Genomic DNA, 20,699 nt, shown 5'->3' with positions numbered 1-20,699 from the left:
CGGCAATAGCTCTATTGTTTATTGGAAGTTGTAATAACTTGGATAAACGTGAAAAGCCTGTAGCTGAAAACCTGAAGGCAAAATCTATGTTGGAAGGAATTTGGTTGGATGCAGATGGGGAAAATGTTACATTTCGTATAAAAGGTGATACTGTGTACTATCCTGATTCAATGAGTCAGCCGGTAATGTTTAAGATTATTGCTGATACGATGATTTTTTATGGTAATAATATTTCAAAGTATCCTATAGTAAAACAAAGTCCAAATATATTTGAGTTTAAGAATCAAAATGGTGATATAGTTAAGTTGGTTAAAAGTGACGATCCTAATGATGCTATGCAATTTGTGCAGCATTCTCCAATCGTCTTAAACCAAAATAAAGTCATTAAACGAGATTCCGTGGTTAGTTTTTCTGATAAGAATTATCATTGTTATGTTCAGATAAATCCTACTACATATAAAGTTTATCGCACATTTTATAATGATGAAGGACTTGAAATTGAGAACATTTATTATGATAATATTATTCATATTAGTATATTCTCAGGTAGTTCAAAATTATTTTCTAAAGATTTCAGAAAAGATGATTTTGCATCTTGCGTCCCAAAGAATATGCTTAGCCAATGTGTTTTGAGCGATATAAAATTGGATTATCTGGATAAATCAGGTTTTCATTATCAGACGCAGTTGGCAATTCCTGATAGTCCTAGTTGTTTTATTGTTAAGCTGGCTATTACGTATAAGGGTAAAATAAGTATGTCAGTTGCACAATAATTTGTTTAATATTTAGTGCATCGGGGGGGGATTTAAATAGTGCTGACATTATTGAAAATAATGATATGAGTGAAACAAAATTGAGGGCGATTAACAAATCGCCCTCAATTTTGTCTTATTTTGTTTCATCAAAAAGGTTGTCAATTTCTTTTATTTCGTCTTCATCAAACCATTTACTTAGTTTGCTTTTTGCTTTTTCCTTAATATCTTCTGATACGTCTCCCCATACCTTGTTAAGTACGTAAATTAAAACGGCCAAGTCATCACCTAATCCCGCAATTGGTATTGCATCAGGTATCACGTCGAGTGGGCTTATAAGATATCCTAAAGCACCGATAATAATAGCTTTATCCTTAACGGAAACCTTATCGCTTTGCAAAGTGTAATACAATATTAAAGAAGCGTAAACCAATTTTGCTCCCGCACGTTTTGCTATTCTCGAGATTTTTTCAATAAAGTCACCATTCGTGAATTTATTGGAATATGACATGAAATCAGGTAAATTCATTTCTATTTGATTTTAATTTATAATAAAATATACCATGACAAAATTAGTAATAATTTTTATTTTATCCAATATATTTGGGAATGAATAATATTATTGACATCCTAAAATAACATAAAATAACACAAATGAATTTGAGGTTTAAAGATACAATTCGTATTTTGAAAACATGTGATTAGGTTGATACAGGTATTATTGGATGTATGGCTTTTATGTATAAGGTTCTAATGAAAATGTCTTGTTGTATTTTCTTGTTGACATCCCAACGCTTATAAATCCTTTAAAAGTATATTACGCTGATTCTCAAGATATGTGGAACGTGCCATTAGAATCTTTTTCCATCTTTCTGATTTAAATTTGTGAAAATCTAATTCAAGTTTCCATTTGCCGTATGATTCCAAACGGTCTATTAATAGACCTACGCTCAGTCGTGACGTAGATTCCGCTGGTTGATAGAAGTTGTAATCACCTTTATCGTCTGTTGATATTTCTGTCAGGATATTTATTTTGACAAGTTCATATAATAAATCATTTGTAATTCGAATGGGTATACCTGTAATTAATTTAAGATCTAATGCTGTATATGGTTTTCTGCCTTCTTCGAATCTTTTACATATACAGCTGGCTAGGATTACACACATCATCAGTTTGTAACGATGGCTTATATCTTCAGTTTGTGCCTTAAAGGCAAATTCTTCTAAGTTTTGATTTGTATAGCATAGTTCGGCTCCAAATAAACATATTATCCATGATATCTGAACCCACAGCATAAAAAGAGGTAATGCTGCAAATGAACCGTAAATTGCATTATAGCTGCTTACCCATATCTGAGAGTGTATGTAAAATAGTTGAAGACCTTGCATTGCTGACCCCGCTAATATTCCTGGCATAATCGCACATTTTAATTTTACTTTAGTATTTGGCATAAATACATAAAGTGCAATGAATACGGCAATCATGAGAATGTATGGCATCACATCGATGATAAGGCGAATCATTGGCGCCAGCAACGCATAATTTTCCATCTGGTCTGCAATTGTTGCCACGAATATGGAAATACCTGATGTGACAACTATTATTATTGGTACAAGAAGAAACATTGCCATATAGTCCGTTATTGTACGGAATAAACTTCTTGGCTTTTTTACTTGCCAAATTCTATTGAAATTCTGTTCTATATTATATATAAGCATTATAACGGTCCATAACATAAAAAGAAGTCCAATTCCGAGAAATATACCGCTTTTTGTATGAACAAGATATGAATTTACAAATCCGATAATAACTTCTGCTGCTTGTGGCTGGCTTGATAAAACGTCTCTAAACCAAGACTCAATATATTTATTATAACCAAAGCCTCTGGCGATTGCAAAAACAACTGCCAATATGGGTACTATTGCCAGCAATGTTGAATATGTAAGTGCAGAAGCCGAATCTGTCATTCGTTTAGTTGTTGCACTTTCTATTGCCAGGAATAATTTTTTTATTATTTCGTAGCAGAAGTATTTTAGAGGTGAGACGTCTTGACGTTTTACACGCCAAATAGTAACAGTAAAAAAAGATAAAATGTTATTTATCAATTTTTTCATAATATTATTTTGTGGTTAGATAAAAAGAAAACAGTGTCCCTATAAGCCGGGTTTTGTCCTTTAAAATGCGTATAGCATATTAAAGTGCCTGTCATTTATCTAGATTATGAGTTACCCCATAATTCGAGCATTCTACCCTCCATCGTGATATTTCGGACGGATAACCCTCAGACGATGGTTTACATGAACTTGCAGCCTCCAGATAGCACAGCCTGTCAATCACTTGCCAGCTGGTGGTCTCTTACACCACCTTCTCACCCTTGCCTTTATGGCGGTTGTTTTCTTCTGCATCTCCTGCTGTCGCCAACAGCTCCTATTTTCAGAAGTGGAGCATCCTATGCTGCCCGGACTTTCCTCTTATAAGATTGAACTTACAAGCGACAGAGCCGGAACACTGTATTCGACTGCAAAGATACATAAAAATCATGTAATTTGAAATATAAAATCATAATTTTACATTTTATTGTAATGTATTGTCATGAATTATAAGCCAATTGCACATTTAAACGAATGTAAAATTATGTGCACTTCTCACTAAGAGCCGTTAATAGTATTATTTTTAGTGTTAAAAGAGGACAAATATATAAGAGAAAACGTGGTATTAACAAATTTTGCGTCTAAATTTGCATGAAAAGAAATTGATATTTTAAGTTTAAATAAAAAATAAATGAGATGAAAAAATTATCAAATTATTTCGCTTATGCTATTTGCTTAATAGCAATGTCATTCTCAACAGGAGCTTTTACAAATGCTTATGCAAATAATTTGCCCGGTCAACCTGTAGACCTGACATATGCAGCAGAAAAAGCTCTACCTGCTGTCGTTCATATTAAATATCTACAAAACAGCAAAATTCAGACTGTTGATGTGCAGGACGATCCTTTCGGAGATTTCTTTGATCCTTTTGGCTTTTTTGGTAATCCGGGAAACAGGGGCTCTCAGAAAAGAAAGATTCAGACACCAAAGCGTGAAGGTGCGGGTTCGGGTGTTATAATTTCTTCAGATGGATATATCGTAACAAACAATCATGTTGTAGATGGAGCCGACGAATTAACTGTTACGTTAGATGATAATAGAGAGTTTTCGGCACGAATTATCGGTACGGATAAAAAGACCGACTTGGCCTTAATAAAGATTGACGGAAAAAATCTTCCTACTTTGCCTATTGGAGATAGTGATAAGTTGAAAGTAGGTGAATGGGTGCTGGCTGTCGGTAATCCTTTTAATTTAAGTTCTACTGTAACAGCTGGTATTATAAGTGCTAAAGCCAGGTCTTTAGGAGCAAACGACATAGAGTCGTTTATACAGACAGACGCTGCAATTAATGCCGGAAATTCAGGCGGTGCATTGGTTAATGTAAAGGGCGAACTTATAGGTATAAACGCCATGCTTTATTCGCAAACAGGAAGTTATAGTGGATATGGATTTGCAATACCGACAACTATAATGAATAAAATTGTTGCAGACTTAAAGACTTATGGAACCGTGCAACGTGCCGTTCTGGGAATAGAAGGTGCTGATGTCAACAAGTATGTTGATCAGCAGAAAGAAAATGGTAAAGAAATAGATTTAGGTACAATGGAAGGTATCTATGTATCTAAAGTTTCTGAAGATGGTGCAGGATTTGAGGCTGGAATAGAAGAGGGCGATGTTATTACTGCTGTTGACGGTAAAAAGATTAAGAAGATGGCTGAGTTGCAGGAGTATCTTGCAAATAAGCGTCCGGGTGAAAAGGTGACAATTACTTTCCTGCACAATAAACGTCAAAAGACTGCAGCAGTGACACTTAAGAATGAGCAAGGAAACACTAAGGTTATCAAGAATGCAGATCTTGATGTTCTTGGCGGTAACTTCCGTGAAATAAATGAGTCAGAAAAGAAACAGCTCAATATTAGCTATGGTTTGATGGTTATGAAAGTGAACGATGGCGCATTTAAAGAAGCAGGCATCAATAAAGGCTTTATAATTCAAAAGGTAAATGATGTTACGATGAAGACAATCGACGATCTTCAGAAGGCTGTAAAAGAAGCATCTGTAAGTAAGGATCCTGTTCTTTATATCCAGGGTGTTTATCCTACAGGAAAGAAGTCATATTTTGCTGTTCCGATATCAAAATAGTTGATGTAGATTAAATTAAGTAGAAGTTATTTTGGGACAATTTTATTGTTGATAAAATTACCAATTATAACTTCTACTTATTTTTATGTGAAAATATTTTGTATATTTCACAATATTTTCTTTGCATTTAATAAGAAAGTTATTAAATTTGCAAATACTTAAATTTATATGCTACATGAGACAACTAAAAATCACAAAATCGATAACCAATAGAGAGAGTGACTCTCTGGACAAATATCTTCAGGAGATAGGACACGAAGAATTAATAAGTGTAGAAGAAGAAGTAGAGTTGGCTCAGCGTATAAAAAAAGGTGACCGAAAGGCTTTGGAAAAATTGACAAAAGCAAATTTGCGTTTTGTCGTTTCGGTAGCGAAGCAATATCAGAATCAAGGATTGAGTTTGCCGGATCTGATTAATGAAGGAAATGTCGGATTGATTAAGGCTGCTGAGAAATTTGATGAAACGAGAGGCTTTAAGTTTATTTCATATGCTGTATGGTGGATACGCCAAAGTATTCTTCAGGCGATAGCGGAGCAAAGCAGAATTGTGCGGCTTCCACTAAATCAGGTGGGGTCTGTAAATAAAATAAATCGGGCATTAAATAAGTTTGAACAAGAGAATGAACGTAGGCCCAGTATTGATGAAATTGCAGACAAGGTAGACATTCCACATGATAAAATTGAAGAAGCAATGAAGGTTAACAGCAGGCATGTGTCTGTTGATGCTCCATTCGCTGAAGGTGAAGATAATAGTTTGTTGGATGTTTTGCCGAATAATGATTCACCAATGGCAGATAAGACTCTTGTGTTGGAGTCGTTACGTGAGGAAATAAATCGTGCATTGCAGACTCTTAATGAGCGTGAACGCAATATTATAGAAGCCTTTTTTGGCATAAATCAGCCAGAGATGACATTAGAGGAGATAGGAGACAAGTATGGTCTGACACGTGAGCGAGTTAGGCAGATTAAAGAAAAAGCAATAAGACGATTGCGTCACAATACTAAAAATAAATTACTAAAATCATATTTAGGACAATGAGAAGTTTGAAATATTTTATTTGTATTATTTTTTCTGTTATAGCTTTAAGTATAACTGTTTCTGCAAAAAATAAATGTGTGCCCAAGGCATATGTTTTTGGAGTTGCAGCATCTTTTAATGATTCAATAGTATATTTTACCGATATTCAGGAATTGGATAGTGCATGGATAGATGATAAAAGTGATTTTTTGTTAAATAGAAGCGATTACTCTTATCAGTTGAAGAATTATTTTGAACAGAAAAATATACCTCATCGTACATGTATTGTCAGCTATGCATTGAAGCGTAAAGATATTGATAAAAAGTATCAAAAAATAAAGAATAAATATGTAAAGAATGGAAATATTAATATAAAGTATATTTCTAGTGATGATTTTCATTTTACTAATGTAAAACCTGAATAAATAAAAACATATAATATCGTATTGTTGATGGACAATGTAAGAACTGAAAATATAGACTTAAATGTTGCATCACATGCATATTATTTTAATATCGCAGATTTTATTGTAAAAATTCTTTTTGAGGATATCAGTAAGAATAATATTGATTTGTTACCATCTTTGAATGATTTCAGCATATCGAATGATTCAGATGGTAATTTTTTGTTCTGTCTGTATGTCGTTTCTGTATTACCTGAAATCGGTATATGCAAGAACCATATAGGCTCATTTGACACAGGAAATGGTTGTGTCATAGTAGATAAATTAGAAAATGGAGAATATCTATTTTCTGTTAATGATATATGTAATAATGTATGCTGTGAATTGCTTACAGATAAAACTTTTACTGAATGTCATTGCGTCTTAAATGGAGACGCAAGTATGCGACGTTTTGGCCTTAATAATGCTTTAATGATGATTTATGCATTTGCCGGCAGTTCAAAAGGAGCGTTGCTTATACATGCATCTGCAATAAAATATGGTGATGACGGAATTGCCTTTATAGCAAAGAGTGGAACAGGTAAAAGTACGCATACCGGTTTGTGGATTAAACACATATTTAATTCTGAATTATTAAATGATGATAATCCGATTATCCGTATAATTAATGATGTTCCATATTTGTATGGTAGCCCTTGGAGTGGAAAGACACCATGTTATCGAAATATTAAAACAAAGCTAAGAGCTTTAGTTCGGATTGAGCGAGGGGACTGCAACCATATTAAGAAATTAAGACCAACAGAGGCTTTTGCGTCGATATTGCCTTGCTGTTCCACAATGAAATGGGATACATTGGTATATGATTCAATTTGTAGTAATATAATACAAATTATAAGTAAAATGGATATTTATACGTTATATTGTCTTCCTGATAGAAATGCAGCACTTTTATGTCACGAAAAGATCTTGAACAAAAAGATATAGAAATCCAGAATAAATATCTCATCCCAGAAATTATAAGACTGTTGGATGAGGGACGTACTGTTACAATAAGATTAAAAGGTTTCAGTATGAGGCCTTTTTTAGAGGATAAAAGAGATAAAGCGTTATTAAAAAAGTCTGATAGCATTAAAATAGATGATGTTGTGTTGGCAGAAATTAATAAAGGACAATATGTATTGCATCGGGTAATTAAAATGGATGAAAATTTTATCCTATTGAGAGGAGATGGAAACATACAGACCGAATTATGTCGAATTAATGATATTAAAGGCTGTGCTGTAGGCTTTTACAGAAAAGGGCGTAGTGCTCTGGAGCGGACAGATGGTATAAAATGGCAGTTGTATTCATTTATTTGGAATAAATTATTTCCAATTAGAAGATACTTGCTATATGGTTATAGAAAATTATGGTTAAGAATTTTTCCGGTAAAATTATAGTTTAATATGAAAGCAAAAAAGGGTTTTAAACTACGCAATGTATGTGGTGAACATGTGATTGTTGCAGAAGGAATTGATAATGTGGATTTCACAAATATAATAAGTATGAATGAATCTTCTGCATATTTGTGGAATGAGATATCCTCATTGAATTTTTTCGACGAGAATACGTTGACAGATCTTTTGACAGAAAAATATCAAGTGACAACTGAAATAGCATTTGCTGATTCAAAAAAGATAATGTCAGAATGGATGAAGGCAGGTATTGTTGAAGAATAAAGTTATCTGATAGGATAAAATATTTTAAAAGAAGGATTTCATTCAACCTATAGATTTGACTCTAACTTAGAAATCAGCATGGAGAATTAAAAATAATCCTGCTGATTTTTTTATAATGATAACTCTATTTATAGTTTAGAAAAATGTTGCCCGATTTTCATTCAATGATGAAATTTATTTGAAAAAAGAAATTATAGATGTTATCTAGAAATTTTTATTCATTTAATTTTTTAATGATACCTTTAAAATTGTAATATTTTAGAGGCTAAATGTTATATATATCTGCTTTTGCTTCGTATTATAGCTTGTTTTTATAAAACTTGCCAATTAGGTTTTATATTATAAGTAATTGATTTCTTGGTGAAAACTCTGTTGTTTTTACGATATAAATGACTTGTTTTTTATTCAAAAATCATAGACTTTTATCCATTATACAATAAAGTTCTCACCAGACTTTTTATTAATTGATAATTAATTAAGATTTTATCGTTGCAGGAAAATAATTTGTGGGTGTGATTAAGTATGGCTTGTTAATATAGGGGAGGCTCTATAATAATTATATATAATCCTAGATTTCTTAATATAAAAAGGCTGTCCCGATTTAAAGGGACAGCCTTATGATCTGATATTCAGGTGATTTATAAACGTTTAAAATCACCTAAATATTATAATTTAGCTTATTAAGCCTCTTCACCATTACTCCAGTCTTCCTTAGATTTACGGATGTAGCTGTTATAACGGAGTTTAGCCATACGCTCTGCTTCAGCGAAGAGTTCTTCAGCCTCATTTGGATATGCCTTCTTTACAGAGAGGTAACGAACCTCACCGAGCAGGAAGTCGTGGAATTTGCTCCAATCGGGTTCTTTAGAGTCGAGTGAGAACGGATTCTTACCTTCTTCTGCAAGTTCAGGATTGTATCTCCACAAGTGCCAGTAGCCACATTCAACAGCTTTAGCCTCTTCTGCCTGGCTCTTGCCCATACCACCTTTAGCCTTAAGACCATGATTAATACAAGGAGCGTAAGCAATGATGAGTGACGGACCAGGATAAGCTTCAGCCTCACGGATAGCCTTCAAGCACTGAGCCTGATCTGCGCCCATTGCAATCTGTGCAACGTAAACATAGCCATATGTTGTTGCCATAAGACCGAGATCCTTCTTGCGGATTCTCTTACCCTGGGCAGCAAACTGGGCGATAGCACCAAGAGGAGTTGACTTAGAAGACTGACCACCAGTGTTAGAGTAAACCTCTGTGTCAAGGACGAGGATGTTAACATCTTCACCACTTGCGATAACATGATCAAGACCGCCGTAGCCAATATCGTAAGATGCACCATCACCACCGATAATCCACTGGCTGCGCTTAACGAGATAGTGATCAAGAGTCTTAAGTTCCTTGCAGATTTCACATCCAGATTCTGCGCCAGCTGCAATCATCGGTTTTAGCTTAGCAGCTGCAGCTTTAGAAGCTTCAGCATCATCCTGAGCACCAATCCAATCCTGAGCTGCTGCCTTGAATTCAGCAGGAGTATCCTCTTTTGAAATAGCTTCGTTCAGAAGAACTGTTACACGCTCTTTCATCTTCTTGTTACCAAGTACCATACCCATACCGAACTCGCAGAAGTCCTCGAACAGAGAGTTGTCGAATGCAGGACCCTGTCCCTTTTCATTCTTGCAATAAGGAGTAGAAGGTATAGATGCAGAATAGATAGAAGAACAACCTGTTGCGTTAGCAATCATTTCACGGTCACCGAAGAGCTGAGAAATCAGTTTAACGTAAGGTGTCTCACCGCAACCAGAGCAAGCTCCAGAGAACTCAAACAGAGGTTTAGCAAACTGAGAGTTCTTAACGTTTGACTTGATGTCTACAAGATCCTGTTTGCTTGAAACTTTGTTAACCAGATAATCCCAACGAGCAGCCTCAACATCATTTCCTGCGAATGGAACCATTGTAAGAGCCTTACCCTTCTTCGGATTTCCAGGACAAACATCAGCACAGTTACCACATCCAAGACAATCCATAACACTTGCCTTTATAACGAAGTGCATACCCTTCATTGCTGCAGGAGCCTTCATCTCGAGAGTTGTGTCGTCAAAGCCCTTAAGCTCTTCGTCTGTCAGAACAAACGGACGGATTGCAGCGTGAGGACAAACATATGCACACTTGTTACACTGGATACAGTTTTCAGAATTCCATACAGGAACGAAGGCTTCAACACCGCGCTTTTCATAAGCTGATGTGCCATTCTGCCATGTACCGTCAACAGTGTCATGGTTGATGAAGTCTGAAACTTTCAGCAAGTCTCCAGCCTGAGCGTTGATAGGACGAACAAGTTCTTTTACGAATGCAGGAGCGTTGTCTTCTACTGTAGCATCGTCTTCAAGATTTGCCCATGCTGCATCAACTGTAAGCTGTTTGTATTCGCCACCGCGATCAACTGCAGCATAGTTCTTGTCAACAACATCCTGTCCCTTCTTTCCGTAAGACTTAACGATGAATTTCTTCATCTGCTCAACGGCCAAGTCAACAGGAATAACACCTGTTATACGGAAGAATGCACTCTGAAGAATAGTGTTTGTACGGTTGCCCAAGCCAATTTCTTGTGCAATCTTAGTTGCATTAATATAGTAAACTGTAATATTGTTCTGAGCGAAATAGCGTTTAACCTTATTAGGTATGAAGTTTACAAGCTCTTCGCCATCAAATATTGTGTTCAGCAAGAATGTACCGTTCTTCTGCAAACCACGTGTAACATCGTACATATGTAAGTAAGCCTGAACGTGGCATGCTACGAAGTTAGGTGTATTTACGAGATATGTGCTACGGATTGGTGAATCACCGAAACGCAGGTGTGAACATGTGAAACCTCCTGATTTCTTTGAGTCATAAGAGAAGTATGCCTGACAGTGTTTGTTGGTATTATCACCAATAATCTTAACTGAGTTCTTGTTTGCACCAACAGTACCGTCTGCACCTAAACCAAAGAATTTAGCCTCGAACATTCCTTCGCCGCCAAGAGCCATTTCTTCAACCTGAGGAAGTGATGTGAATGTAACATCATCAACAATACCTACTGTAAAATGATTCTTAGGTTCGTTAAGTTTCAGATTGTTGAATACTGATATGATTGTAGCAGGAGTTGTATCGTTAGAACCTAGTCCATAACGTCCGCCAACGATGAGAGGTCTGTCTTCAACATCATAGTAAGCGCTCTTAACATCAAGATACAGAGGTTCGCCTTCAGCTCCTGGTTCTTTTGTTCTGTCAAGAACTGCAATACGTTTAACCGTCTTAGGTACAGAAGCGAGCAGGTGTTTAACAGAGAATGGACGATAGAGATGAACAGAAATCATACCAACTTTCTCGCCATTTGCATTGAGGTGGTCGATTGCTTCGCGTGCTGCCTCTGTTGCAGAACCCATAAGGATTATGATTCTGTCAGCATCGTCTGCACCATAATATGAGAAGAGGTGGTATTCACGACCTGTAATCTTGCTGATTTCACCGAGGTAATGCTCAACAACTTCAGGTACTTTGTCATAATAGCTGTTGCAAGATTCACGGTGTGTGAAGAATGTTTCAGGATTCTCTGCTGTACCACGTGTTACAGGACGCTCAGGTGTAAGCGCACGGTCGCGGAAACGTTTAACGTCTTCCATGTCAAGCAGCGGAGCGATATCTTCCTGCTCAAGAAGTTCTATCTTGTGATACTCGTGAGATGTGCGGAAACCATCGAAGAAGTTAAGGAATGGTACGCATGTTTTAAGTGATGCCAGGTGAGCTACGGCTGTAAGGTCCATAACTTCCTGTACAGATCCCTCGCAGAACATTGCGAAACCAGTCTGGCGACAAGCCATAACGTCTTGATGATCACCAAAGATACACAATGAATTTGATGCCAATGAACGTGCAGATACGTCAAAAACGCATGGCAGAAGTTCTCCGGCAATTTTGTACATGTTAGGAATCATGAGCAGCAAGCCCTGAGACGCTGTGAATGTTGTAGTGAGGGCGCCTGCCTGAAGTGAACCATGAACGGCTCCGGCAGCTCCACCTTCAGACTGCATTTCCTGTACAGAAACAGTCTGTCCGAAAAGGTTTTTACGGCCTTTTGCAGCCCATTCGTCAACGTGTTCTGCCATCGGTGAAGATGGTGTGATAGGATAAATTGCTGCAACTTCGCTAAACATATAGCTTATGTGAGCAGCAGCTTCGTTACCATCACAAGTGATAAACTTTTTTTCTTTAGCCATTTTTAATAAAATATTAAATGTTAGTGTATCTATATACCTTCTTAATTATATAATAAAATATTTCTTCTTTTAATATAGAAATCCCAATAGCCATAATGGTATCTGATTCCCTTTGCCGATTTCTGTGTTGTAGCGGGCATAAATAGTGTCTGGATTCATTCTGATTTTTGCATTTCCTGTAGCGTCACAGATTCTGAACTCCTTATTTTCGTCTACTGTGTAACAGTTATCTTTATTGCTCTGATTTATCTTGTGATCTTTCCACATAGAGTTAACAAAGAATGTTTCCATAACATCTTGTTCCTCTACTCTAATAGGATATATTGCGTAAATAAGGTTTGGGTTATGCATCATTATCTTTCCTGGCTTTTTGGGAAATTCCTGACCGACAGGATATATTATGTTAATCAACCGTGCTTCCGCTAGGTACTTTATGTAGTTCATAACCGTAGCTCTGCTTGTCTCTATATCAATTGCCAGTTGGCTTATGTTTGGTGCCTTGGGACCGTCAACGGCAAGCTGATAAAATAGTTTTTTTATCTTTGTGAGATATTTGAGCTCAATCTGCTTAATCAGTAGTATATCAACTTCTGTCATCATATTCATTGTCTTGAGCAAATTCTCGGAGAAATTTCTGTGCTCAAGAAAAAATGGATAGAATCCATGATGAAGATACTCCTTTAAATATTTCCCAGGTGAAACTTCAGGTAAGATGTGGCGAGTTATATGTTCATGGTCGCGTAATACTTCATCTAATGTATACGGCCTAAAGTTTGTTCCTGCAACAAGATTTATATATTCTCTTAAAGAAAAGCCCCTAAGGTTGTAGCTTTTTACAATACCATTAAGCTCAGGATTTTCTTCTTTTAGGTGCATAACGCTGCTACCTGTAAATATAATTTTTAGTTGTGGATACTTTTCGTAGCAGAGACGTAGCTCTTTACTCCAATTTGGTTCTTTGAAGATTTGGTCAATTAGCAGTACGTTTCCACCATTTTTGTAAAACTCACCGGCAAAGTCTGCAATGCCTCTTCCTTGAAAATAGAAGTTGTTCATGTTGACATAAAGACATTTACGGTCATTAGGTGCGAAGTTTTCTTTTGCATATTGTAAAAGAAAAGTAGTTTTGCCAACACCTCTTGTACCTTTTATGCCAATCATCCTCTCGTCCCAGTTTATCTCGTCCATCAGCATGCGGCGAACGGGGGCGTTTGTGTGTTCTACCAAATAAGTATGGGTACGAAAGAAAGCTTCCATTCTTTTTTAATTTGTTTTCTTTTGCAAAGATAATATTTTATTCTATAATTGCAAACCATACATTGCAAAAACTCATTTTTTTTTATTATTTTTGCACCAAAATCAATAATTGTTTTTTGTGAAGTTACATATTTTTAATCCAGAGCATGACATTGCTTTAGCATATGGGACAGAAAGCATAACCCTGCCGCACGCAATTCAAGAGTTCAAAATGAACTTGGGATATATTCCTGCACTATGGGCAAATGATGGTGATTGCGTTCTTGTTGATGATGTTCCTTATGCACTTAAAGCTTTAGCTAAGACCCACAGGTGTCATGCTGATGTCGTTTTTGTTACTATTGATGATTTGAAAGCCGCGGATTTTTCTTCTATAGACCCATGGGGATGGGACTTAAGCCTACGTACAATGCTTTCTAAGTCAGGGATAATAATTAACGGAAAAGATTTGTGTGATGTTGTTGATGATCGCATTCTGACTGATGTAAAATATTTTTCAAATCGCAGTCATACATCCGCTTTATTGAAATTGATTAGAGCAGGTATAGAGGATATGACGTGTGGTGAAAGTTTTTATGTTACTCATCCTGAAGATATTTTTAACTTGGTTGAAAAATATGGACAAGTCGTTGTTAAAGCGCCGTGGAGTAGTAGTGGACGTGGCGTTAAATATCTTTCAGAAAAGGAAGTCTGCCCTTCTAAATTAGGATGGATTAAAAACATTATAAATCGCCAAGGAGGACTTTGTGTTGAGCCGTATTATAATAAGGTGAAAGATTTTGCCATGGAGTTTTATTCTCATGGTGATGGGCATATTAGTTATTGTGGCTTATCTTTGTTTAATACAGATGGTGTGTCATATATGGGTAATGTCATAGCATCGGAATCATATAAAATGGAATTACTCTCAAAATATGTGTCGGAGGAAATGCTGACACGTATCAGAGAAAATATTATAAAAGTTTTTTCATCATATCTTTCAGGTTCATATCAAGGTCCGTTTGGTGTTGACATGATGATTGTTTCTGGTGGTGCCAACGGCTTTTTGTTGAATCCTTGTATTGAGATTAATTTGCGTCGTACAATGGGGCATGTGGCAAATTCAGTAAGAAAAACTAATGACACATCTGTAGAATTTATGCATATTGTGCACGATGTAAATTATTTATTGCGTTTTGATTCAATAGGAAAAAGTTTTGTGAAAGTCATATAGGATATCGTTTAATTATTAATATAAAATTAATTTACTTGAACACATGAAAAAAACATTCTTTTTGTCATTGCTTTTTGTTCCATTAGCTTCATATGGACAATACCGTTCTGAGGTTTGGTGTCCTGATAATGGCGACGGCACTTATACAAACCCTGTTATCAATGCGGATTATAGCGATCCTGATGTATGCGCCGTAGGTGAAGATTATTATCTTACTGCAAGTTCTTTCAACTGTACTCCAGGTTTGCCAATACTTCATTCAAAGGATTTGGTTAATTGGGAAATAATAGGACATGCTTTGAAGGATATTGAGCCGGCAAGCGTTTACAATATGCCTTCTCACGGTAATGGCGTATGGGCTCCTAGTATCAGGTATCATAATGGAGAATTTTATATTTACTGGGGTGATCCTGATTATGGCGTGTTCATGGTAAAGACAAAGAATCCTGCCGGAGAGTGGGAGAAGCCTGTTTGCGTTATTCCGGGACCTGGCAATATTGACAGTACACCACTATGGGATGAGGACGGACGATGCTATCTTGTAAGTGCTTATGCAAATAGTAGATCACGTTTCGCATCTGTAATAGTAGTGCGTGAATTATCTGCTGATGGAACAAAGGCTATCGGTGATCCTGTTATTGTTTTTGATGGTAATGGAACGGAGAACCGAACTTGTGAAGGTCCAAAGTTTTATAAGAGGGATGGGTGGTATTGGATTATGTGCCCAGCAGGTGGAGTTCCTACAGGATTCCAGCTTGCTATGAGATCTAAGAGTCCATTTGGTCCTTATGAGTGCAAAAAAGTATTAGCCCAAGGAAAGAGTGATGTCAATGGCCCTCATCAAGGAGCGTGGGTTCATACTGCATTTGGTGAAGATTGGTTTTTGCATTTTCAAGATAAGGGCTGTTATGGACGTGTAGTGCATTTGCAGCCGGTTGAATGGAGAGATAATTGGCCTGTTATGGGAATAGATAAAGATGGTGATTATTGCGGTGATCCTGTTAAAACTTACCGTAAGCCAAAAACATCTAAAGCTTGGCCTATTCAAAATCCTGTTGAAAGCGATGAGTTTAATCAGCCTCTCTTGGGTAAACAATGGCAGTGGCATGCAAATTATAATCAGTTCTTTGGTATGCCTACTTCATTTGGTACTTTTAGAGTCTATAATCATAAGTTAAGCGAGAACTTCGTGAACTTATGGGAAGTGCCGAATTTGCTGCTTCAGAAAACTCCTGCTGATAAATTTACAGCAACAGCTAAAGTACGTGTAACTGCTAAAGATCAGAACCAGTTTGGAGGTCTGATTATGATGGGACTCGATTATTCTGCTATTGTTGTAAAAAGAGTTGGGGATGAATTTGAACTTCAGCAGATAACTTGCTTAAAAGCTGATAAAGGAAAGCCGGAAAAAGTTAATATCATTGCCAAGCTTAAGCCTACTGAAGTTGATAAGATTGATTATCAACCAGCCATTCACGAAGATATTTATCTCCGTATGATGGTTAATGAGGGCATCTGTAATTTTGCATATAGCTTAGACGGAAAAAAATATAAGAAAGTAGGCGAAAGTTTCAAGATGCGTGAAGGCAAATGGATTGGAGCTAAAATTGGTTTTGTAGCAGCAGAACCTGCTGGTAAGGCTAATAGAGGATGGTTAGAGGCTGATTGGTTCCATGTTACAAAATAATAAATCTTGTTACTTATCATATAAAGACTCCCCAGATTTAAACATTTAAATCTGGGGAGTCTTTATATGATAGCTATGCTTTTATTTATTCGAAATGCCTGCGGTCTTTTCTATAAAATATAATGGTCTTCTTTTTGTCTCAATGTAGATTTTTCCAACATATTCACCAATGACCCCGCATGCGATAAGTATACATCCGCCAATGAACCATACAGATATAAGAAGAGATGTCCAACCTTGAATTGCATCTCTGTCGAAATATGATATCAGTGCATATATAATTACGGCTATAGAAATCAATATGAATACAACACCAAGGTAAGTAATATAGTGTAAAGGTTTTATTGAGAAGGATGTTATTCCGTCTAGGGCAAAGCTGATCATTTTCTTTAATGGATATTTAGATACACCAGCCATTCTTTCTTTTCTGTCATAATAAACTGTATCTGACGGATATCCTAATGAAGCGACCATTCCACGTAAAAACAGATTACGCTCGGGATAATCCATTAATGATTTAAGGGCCCTACGGCTCATCAGTCTGAAGTCTGCATGGTTATAGATTATCCTACCGCCTAACTTATTCATGAGCTTGTAAAATAAAAGTGCTGTATTGCGTTTGAAAAACGTGTCTGTCTTGCGTTCACGTCTTACTCCGTAAACGATGTCTTTACCATCATTAAAACATTTGACCATGTCATATATTGCATTGACGTCATCTTGCAGGTCTGCATCAATTGATATTGCTGCATCCGCATTTTCAGAAGCCCATTCAAGTCCTGCAGTAAGGGCGAATTGGTGTCCTGAATTTCGAGATAGTTTTAAACCGCATACTTTGTTGCTTTCTGAGGCATATTTTTCTATCAGTTTCCATGTGTTGTCTTTGCTTCCATCATCAATATACAAGATTCTGCCGGTGCTGATGCTTCTGTCATGCACCATTTTATCTATTACTGCAGTTAATTGTTTAGTGGTTTCCGGCAGCATTTCCTCTTCATTATAGCATGGTACAACTATTAAAAGGTTCATTGTTCAGGTTTATTTTTATTGTTATATTGATTTGTAATTCTGTTTATTTGTTCCGTTGTTGTAGAATTTATAAAAGTGCAACCATTTTTTATCATCACAGCTGCGATGTTTAAAATCACGAATTTCTTCTACTCTATAATTGGGGTATGTTTTTTTGAAAGTTTCAATGTCATCATTTCCTGCAATAAGGTAGCCATATGAAGGGTTGAAACAGTCAAACGGCACAACACGGTCGCCAAGATAAAAGTTTATTGTGAACGGGTGCATACGGTCTCCAACAACAATGTCTGTTCTATATGAATATATTCTGCCACTTGGTACAATCTTTTTTATTTGCATGGCAACATTGTAGTCTGACTTAGAACTAAGTATTACAGGTTGATAGAATCCGTCTAGAGAAATGAAGATTCCCCAAACAATTCCTAATGTGGATAACACTAATTTGTAAGGGCTCTGATTCTTAATACGCCAAAATATAATAGAAGCTATGATAGGGATTGCCAATATTATTATAGACATAAAATTCAATTCTGTAGTGGCCAAGTCTCTCATCATATTTATGTTTTCTACTGCATGTTTGCCTGAAAAAATGCTTTCAGGTATAATGTTGATTCTTACAGCAAAAAAACAAATCACTAGCAGAATTGATATTCCTGCCATGATATTTCCAAAAACCTTTAAGACAATTTTATGTTTATGGGATAGGTATATTATATATTCTGCTAAGAAAAAGGCAATGAACGGATATATCGGTAAAAGGTAAACGCTACGTTTGCTTTTTGGAATGCAATAGAATACGAAAATAATAACTATGCTCAATAGTGAAAATAAATGTGCTGAATCCATTGTTGTAATTCGATTGCGAAGTTTTTTCCACCATTGGTTTATTCCAAAATCAAACGACTTATATTTAATAGCAAAAAGCGATATAATTACAAGAAGAGTGTAGGGGACATATCCGGCAATTACTGTTATTAAATTATAATATGCAGGTTTCTCGTGTGAAGAATATGACATCTTGCCAAGAAAGCGTAGGACATTTTCTTCATAAACTAATTCTAAAAATTTGTCTCCGCCTTGCCTATATGCAGCAATGTACCATAAAGATGGAAGTATACATGCAGATAGACCAATCAATATGAAAGTAAAAATAAGTTTTGCGGGCTTTGTTCCACGTATAAGTAGATATACAAACTCCACAAGGCATGGTAATAATATGCCAATAGGCCCTTTGGTCAGGAAGGCACCACTCATTGCTAATACACCCCATAGCGGAAAACCTTTCATTCCTTTTTCGCCCCATTTGTGCAACTGATATAGGGCGATAACTATAAGCGAACTCAGCAGCATGTCAACACGGCATGATGTTCCTGCTCTATGTACTTCAAAGCAGGTGAGTGTAATTATGCCGGCGATGAAAGCAGTTGTTGCATCTTTGCGCTTGGCAAAGAATACATATCCTGCAGCAATCATTGCTATTAATGATAGGGCTGAAGGCATACGTGCGGTGAACGTAGTAACTTCTCCGTAAATATATGATAATAACGCTATAAACCAGTGTAGCAATGGCGGTTTATATGCAATGTCTATTCCGTTGTTTATTGGTAATATCCAGTTGCCGTATTTTAGCATAGACAATGATACTATAGCCTCACGCGGTTCGCCACGAGTATTAAATAATGACAAACCGATGAATGAGATAAGTGATATCACGCATATCACCATTAGAATTAATAATAATTTTTTTTCCTGTTTATTCATATTTCTGATTTTATGAGCAATATCACTAGTGTCCACTAAAAATTAGAGGACGAATTAAAAATTATAATTACTAAATAAATTTGGTCCATCAAGACCGCTTTGTTCTTTGACATCATTGAATTTAGTTTTGCTGAATAGATTTCTTAATGGAGTCTTGTCCGTAAGAGAAATGCCAAGAATTTGTAGAACCTCGTATGTCGATCTGTTAAGTTTCATATCATGTTGCATGATAGCCACAAGACAGTAGGCAATGATTGCTGAGTAGACTTGTATCTTTACAGCGTTCTCGGAAGTACCCCAAAATTTCTTTATTTTCAGGTGCTGCTTGAGCCATTTAAAGAACAGTTCCACTTGCCAACGATTCTTGTAAAGTTCCGCAACCTGTAAGGCTGGAATATGTTTTGCATTTGTCAGATAAACGAACTCCCGTTCGTCTTCTTCATCCCAAAACCTCACCAAACGAATCGTTTCAGGATATGATTTTTGGGTATAGAAACCGGTAAGTTCAATCTCACAGTCTGACAATATATTCTTGGGTAAACGTCGTTTCCATTTGAGTACTCTTGCCTTTATGTTTGTCTTAGCCCGTACAACAAAGAACGAATCCATCATATGTATCTTGTAGAGACGATGATAATCGTTATATGCACGGTCGAAAACATAGAATGAGCCAGATTCATAAGTTATTACGTCCATAGCCCTGACATCGTTTATCTTTGCTTCGGTTATATGGATAAAGGCAGGAACTTGAGTTTCGACATCATATAAAGTGTGGATTTTGATACCTCCCTTATATGTACGAAAGTTAGCCCAAGGGAACAATTTCAGACACAAGTCAATTGTGGTAGAATCGAAGGCATATACATTTCCGTTTAGTTTGAATATGTCATTTACTCTTTTCTTTCTGGCTTCGCTTATCATGTGGAATGCGAAGTCCTCAAAGATACGGTAGTCCCGGTTCTCATTTGCTTTTGCAAGGTTGCTTCGGGTGACATGTTTCCCAACTCCAAGATGGTAGCATTTCTCTTGATGTGCATTCAGTGCAACAATCAGATCACGAAGACTTTCACGATTGCACAATTGTCCGAACATCAAAGTAAGAAGTTGATTCCAGCAAGTAAAATGCTTAACATACTTGTTGCCATCATACTTCTTTACGATACGGAGAAACTTGTAGTTGTCTAAAAACTCAACCATTTGGGCGAAAACGTATTTGTCTTTATTCATATACAGCCTAACATAAAAGGCTGCAAAGTTATGATTTCAAATCGTTGCGCAAGAAAATCTCTTCTAATAAACTGTAATTCAATTATTTCAAAGAACTATTTGCGATTTTTAGTGGACAATAATGGAGCAATATATTAAAATATGCCT

Annotated in this window: 16 protein-coding genes and 1 other RNA gene; 9 read left to right on the top strand and 8 right to left on the bottom strand. The window is 36.3% G+C overall.

Going from position 1 to position 20,699, the window contains the following annotated elements; translation table 11 throughout:
* Positions 1-38 precede the first annotated feature (38 nt).
* Positions 39-773 carry a DUF4738 domain-containing protein gene (locus tag EJL04_RS05750; RefSeq protein WP_162207750.1) on the top strand — a complete coding sequence of 245 codons (735 nt, stop codon included), beginning with the start codon at positions 39-41 and terminating at the stop codon, positions 771-773.
* A 115-nt stretch (positions 774-888) separates the two neighbouring features.
* On the opposite strand, the gene EJL04_RS05745 is transcribed toward EJL04_RS05750, so the two are convergent.
* From EJL04_RS05745 to rnpB, 3 genes are all read right to left on the bottom strand, one after another.
* Positions 889-1,281: a YkvA family protein gene (locus tag EJL04_RS05745; RefSeq protein ID WP_125104344.1), complete on the bottom strand. Its 393-nt coding sequence runs from the start codon at positions 1,279-1,281 to the stop codon at positions 889-891.
* 266 nt (positions 1,282-1,547) lie between these two features.
* Positions 1,548-2,867 carry a YihY/virulence factor BrkB family protein gene (locus EJL04_RS05740; protein WP_053399121.1) on the bottom strand — a complete coding sequence of 440 codons (1,320 nt, stop codon included), beginning with the start codon at positions 2,865-2,867 and terminating at the stop codon, positions 1,548-1,550.
* A gap of 26 nt (positions 2,868-2,893) precedes the next feature.
* Positions 2,894-3,265: RNase P RNA component class A (rnpB, locus tag EJL04_RS05735), an RNA gene on the bottom strand.
* A gap of 274 nt (positions 3,266-3,539) precedes the next feature.
* On the opposite strand from rnpB, the gene EJL04_RS05730 reads away from it, so the two are divergent.
* The 6 genes from EJL04_RS05730 (at position 3,540) to EJL04_RS05705 (ending at position 8,125) form a co-directional block, all read left to right on the top strand.
* Positions 3,540-4,985, top strand: coding sequence for a Do family serine endopeptidase (locus EJL04_RS05730; RefSeq protein WP_021854568.1), 1,446 nt, complete (start codon positions 3,540-3,542; stop codon positions 4,983-4,985).
* A 175-nt stretch (positions 4,986-5,160) separates the two neighbouring features.
* A complete protein-coding gene (locus EJL04_RS05725) occupies positions 5,161-6,024 on the top strand; it encodes a sigma-70 family RNA polymerase sigma factor (protein WP_021854567.1) in 864 nt (287 codons plus the stop codon).
* Positions 6,021-6,428 (top strand): hypothetical protein, encoded by a 408-nt coding sequence (locus EJL04_RS05720; protein ID WP_125104343.1) that lies wholly within the window; start codon positions 6,021-6,023, stop codon positions 6,426-6,428. The genes EJL04_RS05725 and EJL04_RS05720 overlap by 4 nt, the downstream gene beginning before the upstream one ends.
* Before the next feature lie 27 nt (positions 6,429-6,455).
* A complete protein-coding gene (locus EJL04_RS05715) occupies positions 6,456-7,391 on the top strand; it encodes a hypothetical protein (protein ID WP_125104342.1) in 936 nt (311 codons plus the stop codon).
* Entirely contained in the window at positions 7,358-7,846 is a 489-nt protein-coding gene (locus tag EJL04_RS05710; protein ID WP_021854564.1) for a S24/S26 family peptidase, read from the top strand. The genes EJL04_RS05715 and EJL04_RS05710 overlap by 34 nt, the downstream gene beginning before the upstream one ends.
* A gap of 6 nt (positions 7,847-7,852) precedes the next feature.
* A complete protein-coding gene (locus EJL04_RS05705; protein ID WP_053399125.1) occupies positions 7,853-8,125 on the top strand; it encodes a PqqD family protein in 273 nt (90 codons plus the stop codon).
* A 680-nt stretch (positions 8,126-8,805) separates the two neighbouring features.
* On the opposite strand, the gene nifJ is transcribed toward EJL04_RS05705, so the two are convergent.
* Positions 8,806-12,378, bottom strand: a complete 3,573-nt coding sequence (nifJ, locus tag EJL04_RS05700) for a pyruvate:ferredoxin (flavodoxin) oxidoreductase (protein ID WP_125104341.1) — start codon at positions 12,376-12,378, stop codon at positions 8,806-8,808.
* A gap of 69 nt (positions 12,379-12,447) precedes the next feature.
* Complete coding sequence (locus EJL04_RS05695; protein WP_021854560.1) at positions 12,448-13,635, bottom strand: ATP-binding protein; 1,188 nt, start codon at positions 13,633-13,635, stop codon at positions 12,448-12,450.
* A 118-nt stretch (positions 13,636-13,753) separates the two neighbouring features.
* Here EJL04_RS05695 and EJL04_RS05690 point away from each other — a divergent pair, with 118 nt between their 5' ends.
* On the top strand, positions 13,754-14,848 hold the full coding sequence (locus EJL04_RS05690; protein WP_125104340.1) for an ATP-grasp domain-containing protein: 1,095 nt from the start codon (positions 13,754-13,756) through the stop codon (positions 14,846-14,848).
* Positions 14,849-14,891: 43 nt separating this feature from the next.
* Positions 14,892-16,535, top strand: a complete 1,644-nt coding sequence (locus EJL04_RS05685; protein ID WP_125104339.1) for a glycoside hydrolase family 43 protein — start codon at positions 14,892-14,894, stop codon at positions 16,533-16,535.
* Between the two features lie 81 nt (positions 16,536-16,616).
* Here EJL04_RS05685 and EJL04_RS05680 read toward each other — a convergent pair whose 3' ends face one another.
* From EJL04_RS05680 to EJL04_RS05670, 3 genes are read right to left on the bottom strand one after another with little or no spacing between them, the layout of a single operon-like run.
* Positions 16,617-17,564 carry a glycosyltransferase family 2 protein gene (locus EJL04_RS05680; protein ID WP_021854557.1) on the bottom strand — a complete coding sequence of 316 codons (948 nt, stop codon included), beginning with the start codon at positions 17,562-17,564 and terminating at the stop codon, positions 16,617-16,619.
* Positions 17,565-17,585: 21 nt separating this feature from the next.
* Complete coding sequence (locus tag EJL04_RS05675; protein ID WP_125104338.1) at positions 17,586-19,325, bottom strand: ArnT family glycosyltransferase; 1,740 nt, start codon at positions 19,323-19,325, stop codon at positions 17,586-17,588.
* Between the two features lie 54 nt (positions 19,326-19,379).
* The gene (locus EJL04_RS05670) at positions 19,380-20,552 is read right to left on the bottom strand and encodes an IS4 family transposase (RefSeq protein WP_125104007.1); all 1,173 of its coding nucleotides are present in this window, start codon (positions 20,550-20,552) and stop codon (positions 19,380-19,382) included.
* Positions 20,553-20,699: the final 147 nt, after the last annotated feature.

This window comes from Prevotella marseillensis, assembly GCF_900625065.1.
Lineage (GTDB): Bacteria > Bacteroidota > Bacteroidia > Bacteroidales > Bacteroidaceae > Prevotella > Prevotella rara.
This window is presented reverse-complemented; position numbering and strand designations above follow the sequence as displayed.